Genomic DNA, 19,727 nt, shown 5'->3' on the forward strand with positions numbered 1-19,727 from the left:
TGGTGACTCACATCCACAGCTCCCCGGGCGTGCTCGCCGCCGGGGACGACCGCTCCGTCGCCAAGCGGAGCGGTCCAGGAGGAAGCGCGCCGCCCGACGCCTCGAAGCGACGGGACCGGCGGGAGAACCTGGCCGGCTATCTGTTCATGTCGCCCTGGATCGCGGGCTTCCTGTTCCTGATCGCCGGACCCATGGTGGTCTCGCTGTACCTCTCGTTCACCGAGTACAACCTGTTCGAAGCGCCCCGCTGGATCGGGCTGCAGAACTTCACCGACATGTTCGCCGACCCCCGTTGGCGCCAGTCGGTCGAGGTCACCTCCTGGTACGTGCTGATCGGCACCCCGATCAAGCTGGCCGCCGCACTCGCCGTCGCCATGCTGCTCGCCCAGAAGCGGTGGGGCCAGTCCTTCTACCGAGCGGCCTTCTACGCCCCGTCGCTGATCGGTGCGAGCGTCTCGGCGGCCATCGTCTGGCGCGCGCTGTTCTCGGACGACGCGCTCGTCGACCGTACGCAGAAGGTGTTCGGCGTCGACGCCGGCGGCTGGATCGGCGACCCCGCGATGATCGTCTACGCGCTGATCGCCCTCACCGTCTGGCAGTTCGGCGCGCCGATGGTCATCTTCCTGGCCGGCCTCAAGCAGGTCCCGGGCGAGCTCTACGAGGCGGCCGAGATGGACGGAGCCGGCCCCTGGCGCAGGTTCTTCCACATCACCCTGCCGATGATCTCGCCGGTGCTGTTCTTCAACGTCCTGCTGGAGACCATCCACTCGTTCCAGATCTTCGGTTCGGCCTACATCGTCAGCAACGGCAGCTGCGGACCGGCCGACGCCACGCTCGTCTACACCTGTTATCTGTACGAACAAGGCTTCGTGAACAGCCGCATGGGCTTCGCCTCGGCCATGGGTTGGCTGCTGCTGCTCGCGGTCGGCCTGGTCACCGCCGTGCTGTTCTGGTCCCAGAAGCGCTGGGTGCACTACGAGGAGGGCGGCCGATGAGTCTCCTGACAGCAGCCGTACGGCGCCGGGGACCCGGCGCACTCGCCTGGCACCTCGGTGCGCTCGTCATCCTCGGCGTGGTCCTCTACCCGGTGGTGTGGACGATCGGGGCCTCTTTCAAGCCCAGCGCCGAGATCATCGGCGCGCTCGACCTGTTCCCCGCCGATCCGATCGGTGACAACTACGCCAGGCTCACCGAGGGCATCGCCGACATACCGATCTCGACGTTCTTCCTGAACTCGACGTACATAGCCGTCGGTTCCGTGATCGGCGTGGTGCTGTCCTGCTCGCTGACCGCCTACGCGTTCGCGAAGGTGCGCTTCGCAGGCCGCAACATCATGTTCGCCATCATGATCGGCACCCTGCTGCTGCCGTATCACGTGCTGATCATTCCGCAGTACGTGATGTTCCAGAAGCTGGAGCTGATCAACACCTTCACGCCGCTGCTGATCGGCAAATACCTGGCCACCGACGCCTTCTTCGTCTTCCTGATGGTGCAGTTCATGCGAGGCCTGCCCAAGGAACTCGACGAGGCGGCGCGCCTGGACGGCTGCGGGCACCTGAGGACCTACTGGTCCATCGTCATGCCGCTCTGCCGGCCGGCGCTCGTCACCAGCGCGATCTTCACGTTCATCAATGCCTGGAACGACTTCATGGGCCCCCTGCTGTATCTCAACGAGCCGGGCAAGTACACCGTCTCCCTGGGGCTGAAGATGTTCATCGACCAGGACGCGGTGGCGGACTACGGCGGCATGATCGCCATGTCCCTGGTAGCCCTGCTCCCGGTGCTGGCCTTCTTCGTGGCCTTCCAGCGCTATCTGATCGACGGCATGGCCACCTCGGGCCTGAAGGGCTGACGCACCGTGGCGACGAAGACCCGCACCCCGGCCAGGCGTTCGCGCGTCATGGACCGCTTCGCCCTGTTCTCGGAATGTCTGCTCGTAGGCGTGTGGATCGCCGTCGCCGCCCTGCCTCTGTTCACGTTCCCCGCGGCCTTCGCCGCGGGGACCCGGCACCTGCGCCGCTACCTCGACGGTGAGCACGGCGGGCTGCGCGAATTCGCCTCCGACGCCCGGTCCGCTGCTCGCGGCGGGTGGATCGTCGGCGCGACGGTGTGGGCCGCCGCAGCCCTGCTCCTGCTCGACCTGGCTGCTGTACGCGCCGGGATACCCGGCGGCCCGTTCGTCGGCGCGGTCGGCATCCTCGCCATGATCGGTCTCCTGGTCGCCGTCCTGCGCGCCGCCTCGTGCTGGGAGCCCGGCGCCCTCTGGCGCCCCCTCCTGGCCGAGGCCGGCCGGAACACGGTCCGCGACCCGGCCGGCTCCCTGCTGCTCGTCTGCGGGATGACTGTCGTCGTGCTGTCCGGCGCCCTGGTGCTGCCGCTGGCCGTCCCCGTCGTCGGGGCCGTGGCGGCCGCGGCCACCGCGGTGCGGGCTCGCAAGCTCTCCCGCTGACCCGTTCTTCCTGTTCGTTCCCTGTCCCGAATGTGCGAGGAGAGAGGCATGCCCATGTCCAGGACGCTTCGCAGAACGGTCCTGAAGGCCGCGGCAGCGGCCGGCGCGGCCGCTCAGTTCAGCCGGTCCCCGGCACTGCTCCCGCGTCTGCGGCCCGGTACGCGGGCCACACCGACGAACCCGTCACTTTCAATGCCACCAAGAGCGAACAGGCGGCCCGCTACGGCTCCGACTTCGACAGCCTCCTCTTCCAGGGCCACTCACGGCTCGACGCCTGCGCCGCGGTCCGGACGGGCGACGAGAAACTCGCCGCCCGCGCCTGGGAGAAGTTCTACGACATTGACGGTTACAAGGAATCGGCCCCCTGGAAGACCGAGGAGGTGACCGGCCCCGTCACGACCGTCCCGGGCACCGAGGCCGACTGGGTCCACACCGACGACACCGCTCTAAGGACTCGCCGCCATCGAGAGCCTCGCCCTCATCGGGGCAGGATGCCCTAACGCATCCGGCCGAAGCTCTCCCGCACCCGGCGGGCGTCGCGCAGCCGCTGCTCGTACGTAGCACCGACGGCGAGCAGCAGCAGCCCGGCGAGCGCCGGGGGCGCCCAGCGGGGGAGTGCGTCGAAGACCTGGACCACATGCGGGGCCAGCTCGTGCAGGCCGTCCAGCGCAAGGACCGAACCACCCAGAACCAGGGGCGCCCGCAGCCGTAGGCGGGCGCCTGCCAGGGTGACCACCAGTGCGGCGACCCCCAGCAGCAGAGGCCGCAGCCAGTGCGGATCACCCCACGCCACCACGAGGCTCGGCACCATCGTCATGGACAGGGCAGGACCGTACGCCACCCACGAGGACGCGGCCGGCTCCCTGCGGCGACGCAGATACCCCACGACGAACGCGGCCACGGAGACCGGCAGCGTGTACGCCTCGGGGTCCGTCACCCCCGAAGCCGCCAGCCGCACCCACGCCGCCGCCACGAACAGTGCCGCCGCCGGGTACCCCGCCATCCGCCGGCGCTCCGGCCGCAGCGCCGTGGCCGCGGCCAGTACCCCGCACAAGCCCAGCACCAGGGCCAGGAACGGTGCGTCCGTCACCGCGAGACCCGCGGCGACCACCGCCGCGAACGCCCCCGTGAGCTCCACCGAAACCGCCACCACCGGCTCCCGCACCCGCGACCCGAGCAGCACGGTCACCGCCGTCACCACCAGCACCAGCGGGGCCGTGCGCGGGGCGCTCCACCCCAGCGACACCCCCGTGGCAGCGGCGACCGCGACCGCGCACAGCACCGAGGCGCAGGCGAGCACCGAGCGCATCGGGGGCACCTTCGAACCGGCCGAGGCGCCGGCGAACAGCACCACCAGCACCCCGAAGACCGCGTAGGTCGCGGGCTCGGCGGCCAGCCCGAGCACCCCCGCACCCCATGCCCCGACCAGCGCGCACACCAGCACCGTCACCCCGAGCGCGTCGGCACCGCGGCGTACGGCCACCGTCAGCAGCGCCGCCACCATCAGCAGCTCCGCGCACACCGCCACCGCGTAAGGCGCATCGGCCACCGCGAGCAGCGCCAACACCGCACCCCAGCCCAGGACCGAGGCTCCGGCCGCCGCCACGCGCCCACCCTTCTCCGCGAATGTTCGCGGCCACCAGACATGGAGCGCCGCCGAGAGACCCGCTGCGAGGGCGAGCACCACAGGGGAAGCCACCGCCTCCGACCACGGAAGCGAGGGGCCCAGCGCGCCACGGAAATCCTCCGGGGCACCGGACCACACCTCCGCGCTCACGGACACCGGCCCCAGCAGTGCAGCGGCCACCACGGGCGCCGCCCACAGCACCGCGCCCGCCACGACCGCCGCCGACGCGCACAGGACCCCCGAGGCCACCGGTCGCGGTACCCGGAGCCGCAGCACCACCGACAGGGCCGCACCGCACAGCAGATACACCACGACCGCCAGGTCCCACGGCAGCCCCGCCCCCGGTACACCACCGACCGCGGCCACCGCCGCGAGGCCCGCCACGACACCTCCGAGGACGGCCGTCTCCTTCGGTGCGCGCCACGCCCCGGCGGCCGCCACCGCCGCCCCTGCCAGCAGCAACGTGCTCGGGCCCACGGCCCCGAGCACGCCGTCGGCGGACACGGACAGGCTCAGCCCCAGTGCCAGCGAGATCAGTCCCGTCAGCAACGCACCGGCGCACGCCGTGATCCGCACCGCGAGCCCCCGGCCCCACAGGGCCACCGCGACATCCGCCGTCGCCGTCACCAGGAACGCCCAGCCGAAGCCGGTCGCGGACGCCCCGGCGGCCCAGGCGGTGAGCGCCAGCGGCAGTTGCCCCGCCACCACGGCAGCGGGCAGCGGCACCCTCAGCCGGCCGAGCAGCAGCCCGTACGCGGTCCACACCGCCGCCAGCACCGCCGACGCGACCGCCGAGAACAGGACCCCGTCGGCCCCCGGCGCCGCGACGGCGTGCAGCGCGACCGCGTCCAGCACCGTGAGTACCAGGGCCAGAGCAGCCACGGCCTCCGCCGTCGAGGGCAGCGCGCGGCCGAGCAGCGGCGCGGGCGCCACCAGCGCGCCCGCGGTCACCGCCGCCAGCACCGCCGAACGGCCCGCGATGCCCATCTCGCCCCAGCTGAACAGGGTGAACGCGATCGCCGCGACCGTCAACAGCAGACCACCGAGGACTAGCAGCACATTCTGCGTGCCGTGCGTGGGGGCGGCGGGCGGGGCGTACGGCCGGGGGAAAGGCGGGGCCACAGGAGCCGGAGGAGGCGCCGGCGCCTGTGGCGTACGCAGCACGCTCAGCAGCCAGGCACGGCGGTTCAGCAGCTGCAGCCGACGGGCGTCCAGCCGGACCAGTTCATGATCGAGGAGGGCCAATTCCTCGGCGGGCGGCGGCACATGTCTCATGTACGTGAGTGTGGCGGCCGCCACACCCGCGTACATGCGCTCGGGTACTCAGATCCTCGACGTTCCTCGGCCGGGTAGGGGTTTGAACCCAGGGCGCCAGGCCCTGTATGGTTCAACCCGTTCCCGGGCGATTAGCTCAGTGGGAGAGCGCTTCGTTCACACCGAAGAGGTCACTGGTTCGAACCCAGTATCGCCCACCTGGGAGAAGCCGGTCCGTCAGTGTCATCGACGGACCGGCTTTCGCGTACCCGGCCCGGATCAGGCGGCCGCAGGAAGCCCCGGACGCAGTGGCCATGCCGGATCCACCGCCTCCGCCGCACCGTTCTTCTCGAACCACGCCTGCAGCCCGCGTGCCTGAGCCCCATGCCACACCGCTTGCAGCGAGTGCACCTCCGCCGGTGACAGCCGCTCCAGCCGGGCGGAGAACCGCCGGCCCACCGCCCGCACCAGTTCGAGCGCGGCCGACGCGTCGGCCGCCGCGTCGTGCGCGCCGTCCAGCGTCACCCCGTACAGCTCGCACAGGCCCGTCAGTGTGCGACGGCCCTTGCGGTAGCGGTCCAGGTGATAGTCCAGCACCCGGGGGTCCAGTACGCACAGCGGCTTGTTCCCCGGACAGTCGGCCAGCGACGACGCCCGGTGGCGCCTCGGTTCCCGATCCAGCAGCACGGGGCACGAGGAGCAGGCGCCCCCGGTATCCCTTTCGCGTCGAGGCCCCCCGGCTCGGTACGATTCCTCTCGCGCGCGCAAGAGGAAAGCGACGCACCCCCTCAGTCAGGAGAGACCGGTGTCAGACGTCCGTGTGATCATCCAACGCGATTCCGAGCGGGAAGAGCACGTGGTGACGACGGGAACGACGGCCGCCGAGCTCTTCCCCGGGCAGCGCACCGTCGTCGCCGCCAGGGTAGAGGGTGAGCTGCGGGACCTCGCGTACGAGCTCAAGGACGGCGAGGTCGTCGAGCCCGTCGAGATCTCCTCCGAGGACGGCCTGAACATCCTGCGGCACTCCACCGCGCACGTCATGGCGCAGGCGGTGCAGGAGCTGCACCCTGAGGCCAAGCTGGGTATCGGCCCGCCGGTCAAGGACGGCTTCTACTACGACTTCGACGTCGAGACGCCGTTCACACCCGAGGATCTCAAGGCCATCGAGAAGAAGATGCAGGAGATCCAGAAGCGGGGCCAGAAGTTCTCCCGCCGCGTCGTCACCGAGGAGGCGGCCCGCGAGGAGCTCGCCGACGAGCCGTACAAGCTGGAGCTCATCGGCATCAAGGGCTCCGCGTCGTCCGACGACGGCGCGGACGTCGAGGTGGGCGGCGGCGAGCTGACCATCTACGACAACCTGGACGCCAAGACCGGCGACCTGTGCTGGCGGGACCTCTGCCGGGGCCCGCACCTGCCGACCACCCGGTTCATCCCCGCGTTCAAGCTGATGCGGAACGCGGCGGCGTACTGGCGGGGCAGCGAGAAGAACCCCATGCTCCAGCGCATCTACGGGACCGCCTGGCCGACCAAGGACGAGCTCAAGGCTCACCTCACGTTCCTGGAGGAGGCCGCCAAGCGCGACCACCGCAAGCTCGGCAACGAGCTGGACCTGTTCTCCTTCCCCGATGAGATCGGCCCCGGCCTCGCGGTCTTCCACCCCAAGGGCGGCGTCATCCGCCGCGCCATGGAGGACTACTCGCGGCGCCGCCACGAGGAGGAGGGCTACGAGTTCGTCTACAGCCCACACGCCACCAAGGGCAAGCTCTTCGAGAAGTCCGGCCACCTGGACTGGTACGCGGACGGCATGTACCCGCCCATGCAGCTCGACGACGGGGTGGACTACTACCTCAAGCCGATGAACTGCCCGATGCACAACCTGATCTTCGACGCGCGCGGCCGCTCGTACCGTGAACTGCCCTTGAGGCTCTTTGAGTTCGGGACCGTGTACAGGTACGAGAAGTCGGGCGTCGTGCACGGTCTGACCCGCTCGCGCGGCTTCACCCAGGACGACGCGCACATCTACTGCACCCGGGAGCAGATGGCCGAGGAGCTGGACCGGACGCTCACCTTCGTCCTGAACCTGCTCCGCGACTACGGTCTGACCGACTTCTATCTGGAGCTCTCCACCAAGGACCCGGAGAAGTTCGTCGGCTCGGACGAGGCCTGGGAAGAGTCCACCGAGACGCTGCGCCAGGTCGCTGAGAAGCAGGGCCTCCCCTTGGTCCCGGACCCGGGCGGCGCCGCGTTCTACGGCCCGAAGATCTCGGTGCAGTGCAAAGATGCCATCGGCCGTACCTGGCAGATGTCGACCGTGCAGCTCGACTTCAACCTCCCGGAGCGTTTCGACCTGGAGTACACCGGCCCGGACGGCACCAAGCAGCGCCCTGTGATGATCCACCGCGCGCTCTTCGGTTCCATCGAGCGCTTCTTCGCGGTGCTGCTGGAGCACTACGCGGGCGCGTTCCCGGTGTGGCTGGCCCCGGTCCAGGCGGTCGGCATCCCGATCGGCGACACGCACATCCCGTATCTCCAGGAGTTCGCCGCGGAGGCGCGCAAGAAGGGTCTGCGGGTCGAGGTGGACGCTTCTTCGGACCGGATGCAGAAGAAGATCAGGAACCACCAGAAGGCCAAGGTCCCGTTCATGATCATCGTCGGCGACGACGACATGAACGCGGGCACGGTGTCCTTCCGCTACCGCGACGGTACGCAGGAGAACGGCATCGCCCGTGACGAGGCCATCGCCAAGCTCGTTGACGTGGTGGAGCGGCGCGTACAGGTGTGATCCCTGCCGCAGGATGCCGGTGAGGCCCCCGGAGAGCTACGCGCTCCCCGGGGGCCTCTTCTCGTCCTCCCGGGTGAACACCTGCAACAGCCACGACGAGAACGACCCCGTCACCGCCCCAAGCAACGCCAGCCCGCAGGCCATCAGCCCCGTCGCTACGACCCGGCCGCCGAACGTGACCGGTACGGCGTCCCCGTACCCCACCGTCGTGAGCGTCGCGCACGCCCACCACACCGCGTCCCCGAACGTACGGATCGTGGAGCCCGGCGCGCCCCTCTCCTGGTGGTACACCGCGAGCGCCGCGGAGAAGCCGAGGAGCACGGTCGTCAGGCCCGCGTACGTCATCACCCGGGCGTACAGGCTCAGCCGGGGCCGCTCCCGTCGTCTCTGGACAGCCGTGTAGATCCGGACCACGCGCAGTGGGCGAAGCAGGGGCAGCAGGAGAACGACCGTGTCCAGCCAGTGGGTGCGTACGAAGTGCCGTCCCTCCCCGCTGAGCCGGAGCCGTACGCCGTAGTCCACGGCGAACAGAAGCCAGGTCCCGGCGACCAGCGCGAGGGCGATGTCGCGCCAGGGCTGGGCGCCGATGGGGGCGAGGACGCGGACCGCGTAGCCGGTGAGGAAGACCAATGCCGCGGCGAAGAGCGGCACTTCGGTGCGCTGCTCCCATGCCGTCAGCCGGTCGGAGGAGGCGGGGGCCGTGGGACGGTCGCTCATGGCGTCAGCATCGCGGTGCGCAGGTGGGCTCGGCCCCGGCGACACGCGCGGCGGGAGGGACGCAATATGCTGACGGGCATGACGAGTGAGCCGGAGCAGCAGATCGGAGTGGGGACGCCCGACGCGTTCCAGCGCCTGTGGACGCCCCACCGGATGGCCTACATCCAGGGCGAGAGCAAGCCGAGCGGCCCGGGAGCCGGGGACGGCTGTCCGTTCTGCGAGATTCCGTCGAAGTCGGATGAGGACGGGCTGATCGTCGCGCGGGGCGAGAAGGTCTACGCGGTGCTGAATCTGTACCCGTACAACGGCGGGCACCTGATGGTGGTGCCGTACCGGCACGTGGCCGACTACACGGAGCTCGACGGGCCTGAGACGGCGGAGCTGGCCGACTTCACCAAGCGGGCCATGGTCGCCCTGAGGGCCGCCTCCGGCGCGCACGGCTTCAACATCGGGATGAACCAGGGCGCGGAGGCCGGCGCCGGCATCGCGGCCCACCTCCACCAGCATGTGGTGCCGCGCTGGGGCGGCGACACCAACTTCATGCCGGTCGTCGGACACACGAAGGTACTCCCGCAGCTGCTCGGGGACACCCGGACGATGCTGGCCGGTGTGTGGCCGGCCGAGCTGCCGTCCGTCTGAGCGGGTGCCGCCCCGGGCGGGGTCACGCGTCGTAGACGTCGGCCTTCCTCGGGGCGGGGTCCTGGACCATGCCGCTGAGGATCATGGAGCGGTTGTCGAAGCGCTCGGTGTCGGCGCCGTGCTCCTTCAGGACCCGCATCGTCGCGGAGTGGACGACGCGCAGGACCGGGGTGGCCGTCCGCATGGCGTCGTCGGCCATGAAGCGGTGGCCCCAGGGCTTGGCCGCCCAGGCGTGGCGCAGACCGAAGGGCTCGGGCAGGACGATCTTGCCGCCCAGATAGTCGAGGAGCGGCGGGTACCAGGTGAAGGGGGCGCGCAGGGCGAGCCTGACGACCTCGGTCGCCTTGACGAGGGGGAGTGAGATCTTGCGGGTCTCCCAGAACCTGACCGCTTTCTTGACCGTCTTGGTCGGCGCCTCCGGCTTGGAGAGGAAGAGGGAGTGGATGGGGCCCAGCGCGTGTCCGGTGACCTCGATCCGCAGGGTCTCGTGGAGCACGGTGACGGTGATCAGCATCGTGATCACCAGCTGACCGTCCCAGAGGGTGAACTGGACGCCGAGGTAGTGCCGGTTGCCGCTGCCGAACTGCTGGTGGTTGCAGATGCGCTGTATCTCGTGGGGCTTGATCTGGAAGGTGGCGACGTCCTCGCCCTCCGGGCGGGAGACGGAGTCCGCGTTCTCTCCGATCGGCGAGACGATCCAGTGCTTGACGGACGGCGTGGGGAAACCACCGGTGTTCAGCGGGCCGCGCTCCAGCATCTTCAGCTGGTCGTGGATGGCGCGTACGACGTCCCAGCTGCGGAACTGGTGGATCTCCCGGGTGGGGTCCACCGGGGTGAGTTCTTCGGCGAGCTGCCAGCTGCCCCAGCGGGTGCCCATGCCGAGGATGCCCTTGGGGCCCGCGTAGAACACGGCGTTGGACTGCTGCTCGGCGGAGAGCTTCTCCAGGCCCTGGCGCAGGGCCTCGCGGGCGGTCTCGTTGGGATTCTTGGGTACGGCCTCGGGGATCTTCGCGCTGACGCCGGTGCCGGAGAGGAGTCCTTCCCAGCGGGCGCGCAGGTCCGTGGTGGAGGATTCGGCGATCCGTTTCGCGAGCAGCCAGCCGATCAGCGGGGCGACGGCGGCGGCGCGCAGGTAGAGGGCCAGGAAGCCGGTGAGCGGCATCGTGATCAGGAAGAATGCGGCGGCGCCGCCGAGCACGACGAGCAGGACGCCGCCCAGCGCCCGGAAGAACTTGTCCTTGGAGTTGGTCAGGGTGTCGCGCAGCCGGAAGGCGAGGACCCAGAGGACCAGGCCGGGCAGGAAGACGAAGCCGAAGACCGTGGTGACCAGGGTCAGCTTCGTGTCGCGGGCCTTACGCAGCCGGGTCGCGGAAAGGCAGTGCTCCACGACGGTCTGCGGGTCGGTGCCGAAGGACTGGATGAGCGCGTTGCGGCCGCCGCCGAGCATGCGTTCCTGGACGGCCCGGGAGAACGCCTCGCCCAGATTCGGCTTGAAATAGTCGGACTTGAACAGCTTCGACTCGCCCGGTTTCACCTCGGACTTGTGCCACTCGCTGTTGGCCTTGAGGATCTCCGACACGTCGCTGTCGCGGTACGCGGCGGAGGCGAGGGCGTTGGTCGCCACCGCCTGTCCTCCCGAACCCTGGAGCGGGATCTGCGCTCCGGGAGAGAAATCGAATCCGTCGTTGGCCACTGTCGCCCCCACTCGCCCGCACGGTCTGCTCCTGCGGCTGTTCCCAACTACGGTACTTCGCACACCTTCTGAGCTGGGACCACAGAGTATCGTCCGGGCCCCGCGCCCGCCCGGACGATGAGGCAGGGGCGGGCGTGAGGGGCTGTATCCAGTCGACTAGCTCACTTTTATGCTGTTTTCCGTGCTTCACGGATGCGGTCGGCGAGTTGCGGAGGCATCGGCTCGTGCCGGGCGTACGTCCGGTCGAACCGCCCGGTGCCATGCGTCAGGGAACGGAGGTCGACGGTGTAACCGCCGATCTCGATCTCCGGCACCTCGGCACGTACAAGCGTGCGCTCGCCGGTCTCCTGTTCGGTGCCGACAACCCGGCCGCGCCGCCCGGCGAGGTCGCTCATGACGGCCCCCACGTAGTCGTCGGGAACCAGGACGCCGACCGTCGCGACGGGTTCGAGGAGCTGGATACGGGTGTCGGCCGCGGCCTCGCGCAGCGCCAGCGCGCCCGCGGTCTGGAACGCGGCGTCGGAGGAGTCCACCGAGTGCGACTTCCCGTCGAGCAGGGTGACGCGTACGTCGACGAGCGGGTGTCCGGCCGCTACACCACGGGCCGCCTGGGTGCGTACGCCCTTCTCCACGGAGGCGATGAACTGCCGCGGTACGGAGCCGCCGACCACCTTGTCGACGAACTCGATGCCCGTACCGGGGGCCAGTGGTTCCACCTCGATCTCGCAGACGGCGTACTGGCCGTGGCCGCCGGACTGCTTGACGTGCCGGCCCCGGCCGACGGTCCGGGAGGCGAAGGTCTCACGCAGGGGTACGCGATGGGGTTCGGTGTCGACCTGCACGCCGTACCTGCTGCGCAGGCGTTCCAGCGCGACGTCCGTGTGCGCCTCGCCCATGCACCACAGGACGACCTGGTGGGTGTCCTGGTTCTGCTCCAGTCGCATGGTGGGGTCCTCGGCGACCAGGCGGGACAGGCCCTGCGAGAGCCTCTCCTCGTCGGCCTTGCTGTGGGCGCGGACCGCCAGCGGGAGCAGCGGGTCGGGCATGGCCCACGGCTCCATCAGCAGCGGGTCGCCGTTGCCGGAGAGGGTGTCCCCGGTCTCCGCCCCGCCCGCTTTGGAGACGCAGGCCAGATCGCCGGCGATGCAGCTGACCAGGGGGCGCTGCTGTTTCCCGAAGGGAGCGAAGAGGGCGCCGACGCGCACGTCGGCCTCGTGGCAGGGGTGTGTCCCGCCTCCGGGTTCGTCGAGGCCGCGGCCGCACACGTGCACGGTGTCGTCGGCGCGCAGGGTGCCGGAGAAGACACGGACGAGGGAAACCCGTCCGACGTAGGGGTCCGACGTGGTCTTCACGACCTCGGCGACCAGGGGCGCCGCCGGATCGCAGACGGGGGCGGGGCGCGGGGCGCCGTCCGGGGTGGTGACGGCGGGCAGGGCCCGTTCCTCGGGGGAGGGGAAGCCACGGGTGATCAGGTCGAGGAGTTCCACGGTGCCGATGCCCTGGCGGGCGACGCCGGTGGCTGGTGCGGCGGTGAGGACGGGGTGGAAGAAGCCGCGTGAGACGGCGCGCTCCAGGTCGTCGACGAGGGTCGTGGTGTGCATCTCGCCGCCGCCGAGGTAGTGGTCCATCAGGGATTCGTCCTCGCTCTCGGCGATGATCCCCTCGATGAGCCGGTCGCGGGCCTCCTGGAGCGGAGCCCGCTGGTCGCCGGCGGGCGGCGCCTCCTGCCGTTCCCCCGACGAGTAGTCGAAGATCCGCCCGGTGAGGAGGCCGGTGAGTCCGGTGAGCGGGGCGTGTCCGTCCGGGCCCTCGGGGCCCTGCACCGGCAGGTAGAGGGGCAGCACGGCGTCGGGGTCGTCGTGCCCGAAGATCCGGCCGCAGATCCGGGTCATCTCGTCGAACGACGTACGCGCGGTGTCCAGGTGGGTGACGACGATGGCCCGTGGCATCCCGACGGCCGCGCACTCCTCCCAGACCGCGCGGGTGGTGCCTGCCACCGCGTCGGCCTCCTGGGCGGCCGAGACGACGAAGAGGGCCGCGTCCGCCGCGCGCAGACCGGCCCTGAGCTCCCCGACGAAGTCCGCGTAGCCGGGGGTGTCCAGCAGATTGATCTTGTAGCCGTCCCATTCGACGGGGACCAGCGAGAGTTGTACGGAGCGTTGTCGGCGCTGTTCGATCTCGTCGTGGTCGGAGACGGTGGCGCCGTCCTCGACCCGGCCGGCCCGGTTGAGCGCCCCGGCCGTCAGCGCGAGTGCCTCGACCAGAGTGGTCTTGCCCGAACCGCTGTGGCCGACCAGCACCACGTTCCGCAGGGAAGAGGGCCGGTCGGCCGTCGCTGCCCTGCCGGCGGCCCCGGTGTGCGTATGCGTCCTGTCGCCCATGATGCGTGCCTCCCGGTCGGTGGTGCGGTGCCGCGAGAGCTGGGGAGTGGGAGCGGGCGGGGCCGACGCGGCGGCTTCGGCGACGCCCGCGGTCATTCGAGCTTTTCACCCGTGCCGGACGCCGTCCATACGTCGCGCACCGCGAAGCGTGACTTCCGGGACGTCCGGTGGGACGGGGTGCCCCGCCATGACCCGGCGAGGCTCGTGACTACGATGGGCCAGCCGGTGGCCGAATGGGCCGCGCGGTGCCCACCGAACCTCGGGAAGGCCATGCTGAACAAGTACGCGCGTGCATTTTTTACGCGTGTCCTCACACCGTTCGCCGCTCTGCTGCTCCGCCTCGGGGTCAGTCCCGACGCGGTCACGCTCGTCGGCACGGCCGGAGTGATGGCAGGTGCGCTGGTCTTCTTCCCGATGGGGGAATTCTTCTGGGGCACGATCGTGATCACGATCTTCGTCTTCTCGGACCTGGTCGACGGCAACATGGCCCGCCAGGCCGGGATCTCCAGCCGGTGGGGCGCGTTCCTGGACTCGACGCTCGACCGGGTGGCCGACGGGGCGGTCTTCGCAGGGTTCGCGCTCTGGTACGCGGGCAACGGCGACGACAACGTGCTGTGCGCGGTCGCGATCTTCTGTCTGGCCAGCGGCCAGGTCGTCTCGTACACGAAGGCGCGGGGCGAGTCGATCGGCCTGCCGGTCGCGGTGAACGGACTGGTGGAGCGCGCCGAGCGGCTCGTGATCTCGCTGGTCGCTGCGGGCCTCGCCGGTCTGCACGGCTTCGGGGTGCCAGGCATTCAGATCCTGCTGCCGATCGCGCTGTGGATCGTCGCCGTGGGCAGCGTGGTGACGCTGGTCCAGCGGGTGGTGACCGTGCGCAGGGAGTCGGCCGAGGCCGATGCCGCCACGGCCGCCCGGGACGGGGCGGCGGGACAGGGGAGCGAGGCCGCGCAGTGAGCGGCACTGGATCCGGTCTGCGGGGCCGGCTGGCCGATGGGCTCTACGGCCTCGGCTGGGGCGCGGCCAAGAAGCTTCCCGAGCCGGCCGCGGCCGCGCTCTTCCGCACTCTGGCCGACCAGGTGTGGAAGCGGCGCGGGAAGTCCGTGCTTCGGCTGGAGTCGAACCTCGCCCGGGTGGTGCCCGACGCGGACGCCGCCCGGCTCGCCGAGCTGTCGAAGGCCGGCATGCGCTCGTACATGCGCTACTGGATGGAGTCCTTCCGGCTGCCGGCCTGGAGTCAGCAGCGGATCAAGGCGTCGATCGAGGTCCGCGACGTCCACCGGCTCACCGAGGGCCTCGACGCGGGCCGGGGGGTCGTTCTCGCGCTGCCGCACCTGGGGAACTGGGACCTGGCGGGGGCGTGGGTCACCACGGACCTGAAGGTGCCGTTCACGACGGTCGCCGAGCGGCTCAAGCCGGAAACCCTCTACGACCGGTTCGTGGCCTACCGCCAGGGCCTGGGCATGGAGGTCCTGCCGCACAACGGAGGGGCCGCGTTCGGGGCCCTGGCCCGGCGGCTGCGTTCCGGCGGGCTGGTCTGTCTCGTAGCCGACCGCGACCTGTCGGCCTCCGGTGTCGAGGTCAGCTTCTTCGGCGACACCGCCCGCATGCCCGCCGGGCCGGCGCTGCTGGCCCAGCAGACCGGCGCGCTGCTGCTGCCCGTCACCCTCTGGTACGACGGTACGCCGGTCATGCGGGTACAGGTCCATCCCCCCGTCGCCGTTCCGGAGACAGGTACCCGGGCCGAGAAGACGTCCTCCATGACACAGGCGCTGGCCGATGCCTTCGCCACAGGGATCGCCGCACATCCGGAGGACTGGCACATGCTGCAGCGGCTCTGGCTGTCCGATCTGGAACCCCAGGGGGAAGCTCCGTGAAGATCGGCATCGTCTGCCCGTACTCCTGGGACGTGCCGGGCGGGGTGCAGTTCCACATCCGTGACCTCGCCGAGCACCTGATCCGCCTCGGCCACGGAGTCTCGGTGCTCGCGCCCGCCGACGACGAGACACCACTCCCGCCGTACGTCGTGTCCGCGGGCCGGGCCGTGCCCGTCCGGTACAACGGCTCGGTCGCCCGGCTGAGCTTCGGGTTCCTGTCCGCCGCGCGGGTCCGGCGCTGGCTGAACGACGGCACCTTCGACGTCATCCACATCCACGAGCCCACCGCGCCCTCGCTGGGCCTGCTGACCTGCTGGGCGGCGCAGGGCCCGATCGTGGCCACGTTCCACACGTCCAATCCGCGTTCCCGGGCCATGATCGCGGCGTACCCGATGCTCCAGCCGGCGCTGGAGAAGATCAGCGCGCGGATCGCGGTGAGCGAGTACGCGCGGCGGACGCTGGTCGAGCACCTCGGCGGGGACGCCGTGGTCATTCCCAACGGTGTCGACGTGGACTTCTTCGCCGGGGCCGAGCCGAAGGCCGAGTGGCAGGGTGACACGCTCGGTTTCGTGGGGCGCATCGACGAGCCGCGCAAGGGGCTGCCCGTCCTGATGAAGGCGCTCCCCGCGATCCTCGCCGCCCGCCCGGAGACCCGTCTGCTCGTCGCGGGACGCGGTGACGAGGAGGAAGCGGTCGCGTCGCTGCCGAAGGAGCTGCGCCCGCGTGTCGAGTTCCTCGGCATGGTGAGCGACGAGGACAAGGCACGACTGCTGCGCAGCGTCGATGTCTACGTCGCGCCGAACACCGGCGGCGAGAGTTTCGGCATCATCCTGGTCGAGGCTTTGTCGGCGGGAGCGCCCGTCCTCGCCAGCGACCTGGACGCCTTCGCGCAGGTCCTCGACCAGGGGGCCGCGGGCGACCTGTTCGCCAACGAGGACGCGGACGCGCTGGCCGCCGCCGCGATCCGGCTCCTGGGCGACCCGGAGCGGCGTACGGGGCTGGGGGAGCGGGGCAGCGCGCATGTGCGCCGCTTCGACTGGACGACGGTCGGCGCGGACATCCTGGGGGTGTACGAGACGGTCACGGACGGGGCGGCGGCCGTGGACACCGACGAACGCACGGGGCTCCGCGCGCGCTTCGGTCTCGCCAGGGACTGAGCGAGGGACACCGCCCAGGGGCGTACCGGCGGGCCCGGGTGCGTCCCACCGGCGGTAGCCTTGCCGCCCGTGATCGAAATCCTCATCTGGACCGTCGCCGCTCTTGTCGCGATCGGCCTGTATCTCAGCTGGACCGCCGGGCGGCTCGACCGGCTGCACGCCCGTATCGACGCGGCCCGGGCGGCGCTGGACGCCCAGTTGCTGCGCCGTGCCTCGGTCACCCAGGAACTCGCCACCTCCGGTGTCCTGGACCCGGCCGCGTCGATCGTGCTGTACGAGGCGGCGCATGCGGCGCGGCAGGCCGAGGAGGAGCAGCGCGAGGTCGCCGAGAGCGAGCTGAGCACCGCGCTGCGGGCCGTGTTCGGCGAGGCGGCGCAGGTCGAGGCGGTGAAGGGGTTCCCGGGCGGCGAGGACGCTGCCGAGGAACTGGCCGCAGCCGTACGCCGCGTACCGATGGCGCGCCGCTTCCACAACGACTCGGTGCGAGCCGCCCGCGCGCTGCGCAGGCACCGGACGGTGCGCCTCTTCCGGCTCGCGGGCCACGCCCCGTTCCCGCTCGCGTTCGAGATGGACGACGAGCCGCCGGTCGCCCTGGCGGACCGGCCCGGCAGCTGAGGGCTGGAGCCGACAGGCTCACGGAACGATCCACAGGCTACTCATTGGCCCTTGCTGTGGACTGCTCCCGGAGCGTTTGCTCAGGGCTGCAGGATCCAGCGCTTTCTCCACCCCAGTGAGGTCGATCCGTGTCCACGCTTCCCAGCACCCCGCAGTCCGCCGAGACCCCGGTCACCGGCACCGCCCGAGTCAAGCGCGGCATGGCCGAGCAGCTCAAGGGCGGCGTGATCATGGACGTCGTCGATGCCGAGCAGGCGAAGATCGCCGAGGATGCCGGCGCCGTGGCCGTCATGGCCCTGGAGCGGGTGCCGGCCGACATCCGCAAGGACGGCGGCGTGGCCCGGATGTCGGACCCCAACATGATCGAGGAGATCATCGAGGCCGTCTCCATCCCCGTCATGGCGAAGTCCCGCATCGGCCACTTCGTCGAGGCCCAGGTACTCCAGTCCCTCGGCGTCGACTACATCGACGAGTCCGAGGTGCTCACCCCGGCCGACGAGGTCAACCACAGCGACAAGTTCGCCTTCACCACCCCGTTCGTCTGTGGCGCCACCAACCTGGGCGAGGCCCTGCGCCGTATCACCGAGGGCGCCGCGATGATCCGCTCGAAGGGCGAGGCGGGCACGGGCAACGTCGTCGAGGCCGTCCGCCACCTGCGCCAGATCAAGAACGAGATCGCCCGGCTGCGCGGCTACGACAACAACGAGCTGTACGCCGCCGCCAAGGAGCTACGCGCCTCGTACGAGCTGGTCAAGGAGGTCTCCGAGCTCGGCCGGCTGCCCGTCGTGCTGTTCTCGGCCGGTGGCGTCGCCACTCCCGCGGACGCGGCCCTGATGCGTCAGCTCGGCGCCGAGGGCGTCTTCGTGGGCTCCGGCATCTTCAAGTCCGGTGACCCGGCCAAGCGCGCCGCCGCCATAGTGAAGGCCACTACCTTCTACGACGACCCGAAGGTCATCGCGGACGCCTCCCGCAACCTCGGCGAGGCGATGGTCGGCATCAACTGCGACACGCTGCCCGAGGGCGAGCGCTACGCCAACCGCGGCTGGTAAGCACCGATGACCGACACCCCTGTCATCGGAGTCCTGGCTCTCCAGGGCGACGTACGGGAACACCTGATCGCCCTGGCCTCGGCGGACGCCGTGGCCAGGCCGGTCCGGCGGCCCGAGGAGCTCGCCGAGGTCGACGGGCTCGTCCTGCCCGGTGGTGAGTCCACCACGATGTCGAAGCTGGCCGTCCTCTTCGGCATGCTGGATCCGCTGCGTGAGAGGGTGGCCGCCGGGATGCCGGTCTACGGCACCTGTGCCGGGATGATCCTGCTCGCCGACAAGATCCTCGACCCTTCCCCGAGCTCTCAACTCCGTTCGAGCAGGGGACACCCCATTTCCGGCCAGGAGACGGTCGGCGGCATCGACATGATCGTGCGGCGTAACGCTTTCGGGCGGCAGAACGAGTCCTTCGAGGCGGCCGTCGCCGTCGACGGAGTGCCGGGCGGACCCGTCGACGGCGTCTTCATCCGGGCCCCCTGGGTGGAGTCGGTCGGTGCCCGTGCGGAGGTCGTCGCGTCGCACGGCGGGCATATCGTGGCCGTACGCCAGGGAAACGCACTGGCCACGTCGTTCCACCCCGAGCTGACCGGGGACCACCGGGTGCACACGCTCTTCACCGACATGGTGCGCGCCGTGGCCTGATTCGATCCCCGGTAGGATCTCTCGGGTTCGGATCGATTTTGGTGACGCGAAGGAGAAGGCAGATGTCCGGCCACTCTAAATGGGCTACGACGAAGCACAAGAAGGCCGTGATCGACGCCAAGCGCGGCAAGCTCTTCGCGAAGATGATCAAGAACATCGAGGTCGCGGCCCGCACGGGCGGTGCCGACGTGTCCGGCAACCCGACCCTCTTCGACGCCATCCAGAAGGCCAAGAAGAGCTCGGTCCCGAACAAGAACATCGACTCGGCGGTCAAGCGCGGTGCCGGTCTCGAAGCCGGTGGCGCCGACTACGAGACGATCATGTACGAGGGCTACGGCCCGAACGGCGTCGCGGTGCTCATCGAGTGCCTCACCGACAATCGCAACCGTGCCGCGTCCGACGTCCGTGTCGCCATGACCCGCAACGGCGGTTCGATGGCTGACCCGGGCTCGGTCTCGTACCTGTTCAACCGCAAGGGTGTCGTCATCGTCCCCAAGGGCGAGCTGTCCGAGGACGACGTCCTCGGTGCGGTGCTCGACGCGGGTGCCGAGGAGGTCAACGACCTCGGTGACACCTTCGAGGTGCTCAGCGAGGCCACCGACATGGTCGCGGTCCGCACCGCGCTGCAGGAGGCCGGCGTCGACTACGACTCCGCCGAGGCCAACTTCGTCCCGACCATGCAGGTCGAGCTGGACGAGGAGGGCGCGCGCAAGATCTTCAAGCTGATCGACGCGCTGGAGGACAGCGACGACGTGCAGAACGTCTTCGCCAACTTCGACGTATCCGACGAGGTCATGGAGAAGGTCGACGCCTGAGACGGCGGCACGTAGTCCACCGACGGGCCGACGGGA

General features: G+C 70.3%; 16 protein-coding genes, 1 tRNA gene and 2 pseudogenes. 14 read left to right on the plus strand and 5 right to left on the minus strand.

What is annotated here, in order from left to right:
• Window positions 1-2 precede the first annotated feature (2 nt).
• The 4 genes and pseudogenes from ACWD04_RS26865 to ACWD04_RS26880 all read left to right on the plus strand — a co-directional run.
• Window positions 3-995 carry a carbohydrate ABC transporter permease gene (locus ACWD04_RS26865; protein ID WP_451136095.1) on the plus strand — a complete coding sequence of 331 codons (993 nt, stop codon included), beginning with the start codon at window positions 3-5 and terminating at the stop codon, window positions 993-995.
• Complete coding sequence (locus ACWD04_RS26870) at window positions 992-1,852, plus strand: carbohydrate ABC transporter permease (protein ID WP_451136097.1); 861 nt, start codon at window positions 992-994, stop codon at window positions 1,850-1,852. Before ACWD04_RS26865 ends, ACWD04_RS26870 begins: the two co-directional genes overlap by 4 nt.
• 48 nt (window positions 1,853-1,900) lie before the next feature.
• Window positions 1,901-2,449: a hypothetical protein gene (locus ACWD04_RS26875; RefSeq protein WP_451136193.1), complete on the plus strand. Its 549-nt coding sequence runs from the start codon at window positions 1,901-1,903 to the stop codon at window positions 2,447-2,449.
• A 188-nt stretch (window positions 2,450-2,637) separates the two neighbouring features.
• Window positions 2,638-2,947: pseudogene (locus tag ACWD04_RS26880) on the plus strand (exo-rhamnogalacturonan lyase family protein); the annotation flags it as partial.
• Here the strand turns inward: ACWD04_RS26880 and ACWD04_RS26885 are convergent.
• On the minus strand, window positions 2,946-5,351 hold the full coding sequence (locus tag ACWD04_RS26885; protein WP_451136098.1) for an SCO7613 C-terminal domain-containing membrane protein: 2,406 nt from the start codon (window positions 5,349-5,351) through the stop codon (window positions 2,946-2,948). The pseudogene ACWD04_RS26880 and the gene ACWD04_RS26885 overlap by 2 nt on opposite strands.
• A gap of 125 nt (window positions 5,352-5,476) precedes the next feature.
• Here ACWD04_RS26885 and ACWD04_RS26890 point away from each other — a divergent pair.
• Window positions 5,477-5,548 (plus strand) — tRNA-Val (locus tag ACWD04_RS26890).
• Between the two features lie 61 nt (window positions 5,549-5,609).
• Here ACWD04_RS26890 and ACWD04_RS26895 read toward each other — a convergent pair.
• A pseudogene (locus tag ACWD04_RS26895) lies at window positions 5,610-6,014 on the minus strand (3'-5' exonuclease); the annotation flags it as partial.
• A 121-nt stretch (window positions 6,015-6,135) separates the two neighbouring features.
• Between ACWD04_RS26895 and thrS the strand changes: the two are divergent.
• Complete coding sequence (thrS, locus tag ACWD04_RS26900) at window positions 6,136-8,112, plus strand: threonine--tRNA ligase (protein WP_451136099.1); 1,977 nt, start codon at window positions 6,136-6,138, stop codon at window positions 8,110-8,112.
• 36 nt (window positions 8,113-8,148) lie between these two features.
• Here the strand turns inward: thrS and ACWD04_RS26905 are convergent, their stop codons facing one another.
• Complete coding sequence (locus ACWD04_RS26905; protein ID WP_451136101.1) at window positions 8,149-8,829, minus strand: potassium channel family protein; 681 nt, start codon at window positions 8,827-8,829, stop codon at window positions 8,149-8,151.
• A 66-nt stretch (window positions 8,830-8,895) separates the two neighbouring features.
• Between ACWD04_RS26905 and ACWD04_RS26910 the strand changes: the two genes are divergently transcribed.
• Window positions 8,896-9,468: an HIT family protein gene (locus tag ACWD04_RS26910; RefSeq protein ID WP_451136103.1), complete on the plus strand. Its 573-nt coding sequence runs from the start codon at window positions 8,896-8,898 to the stop codon at window positions 9,466-9,468.
• A gap of 22 nt (window positions 9,469-9,490) precedes the next feature.
• Here ACWD04_RS26910 and ACWD04_RS26915 read toward each other — a convergent pair whose 3' ends face one another.
• On the minus strand, window positions 9,491-11,161 hold the full coding sequence (locus ACWD04_RS26915) for a hypothetical protein (RefSeq protein ID WP_451136195.1): 1,671 nt from the start codon (window positions 11,159-11,161) through the stop codon (window positions 9,491-9,493).
• Window positions 11,162-11,328: 167 nt separating this feature from the next.
• Window positions 11,329-13,542 carry an elongation factor G-like protein EF-G2 gene (locus tag ACWD04_RS26920; protein WP_451136197.1) on the minus strand — a complete coding sequence of 738 codons (2,214 nt, stop codon included), beginning with the start codon at window positions 13,540-13,542 and terminating at the stop codon, window positions 11,329-11,331.
• A 270-nt stretch (window positions 13,543-13,812) separates the two neighbouring features.
• Between ACWD04_RS26920 and pgsA the strand changes: the two genes are divergently transcribed.
• From pgsA to ACWD04_RS26955, 7 genes are all read left to right on the plus strand, one after another.
• On the plus strand, window positions 13,813-14,496 hold the full coding sequence (gene pgsA, locus ACWD04_RS26925) for a phosphatidylinositol phosphate synthase (protein ID WP_451136105.1): 684 nt from the start codon (window positions 13,813-13,815) through the stop codon (window positions 14,494-14,496).
• On the plus strand, window positions 14,493-15,416 hold the full coding sequence (locus tag ACWD04_RS26930) for a phosphatidylinositol mannoside acyltransferase (RefSeq protein WP_451136107.1): 924 nt from the start codon (window positions 14,493-14,495) through the stop codon (window positions 15,414-15,416). Before pgsA ends, ACWD04_RS26930 begins: the two co-directional genes overlap by 4 nt.
• Window positions 15,413-16,573: a glycosyltransferase family 4 protein gene (locus ACWD04_RS26935; protein ID WP_451136109.1), complete on the plus strand. Its 1,161-nt coding sequence runs from the start codon at window positions 15,413-15,415 to the stop codon at window positions 16,571-16,573. Before ACWD04_RS26930 ends, ACWD04_RS26935 begins: the two co-directional genes overlap by 4 nt.
• Before the next feature lie 69 nt (window positions 16,574-16,642).
• Entirely contained in the window at window positions 16,643-17,188 is a 546-nt protein-coding gene (locus ACWD04_RS26940) for a hypothetical protein (RefSeq protein ID WP_451136111.1), read from the plus strand.
• A gap of 128 nt (window positions 17,189-17,316) precedes the next feature.
• A complete protein-coding gene (gene pdxS, locus ACWD04_RS26945; protein ID WP_451136113.1) occupies window positions 17,317-18,237 on the plus strand; it encodes a pyridoxal 5'-phosphate synthase lyase subunit PdxS in 921 nt (306 codons plus the stop codon).
• 6 nt (window positions 18,238-18,243) lie between these two features.
• Complete coding sequence (gene pdxT, locus ACWD04_RS26950; RefSeq protein WP_451136115.1) at window positions 18,244-18,876, plus strand: pyridoxal 5'-phosphate synthase glutaminase subunit PdxT; 633 nt, start codon at window positions 18,244-18,246, stop codon at window positions 18,874-18,876.
• 62 nt (window positions 18,877-18,938) lie between these two features.
• On the plus strand, window positions 18,939-19,691 hold the full coding sequence (locus tag ACWD04_RS26955; protein ID WP_451136117.1) for a YebC/PmpR family DNA-binding transcriptional regulator: 753 nt from the start codon (window positions 18,939-18,941) through the stop codon (window positions 19,689-19,691).
• The last annotated feature ends 36 nt before the right edge of the window (window positions 19,692-19,727 follow it).

This window comes from Streptomyces sp. NPDC002911 (genome assembly GCF_053591835.1).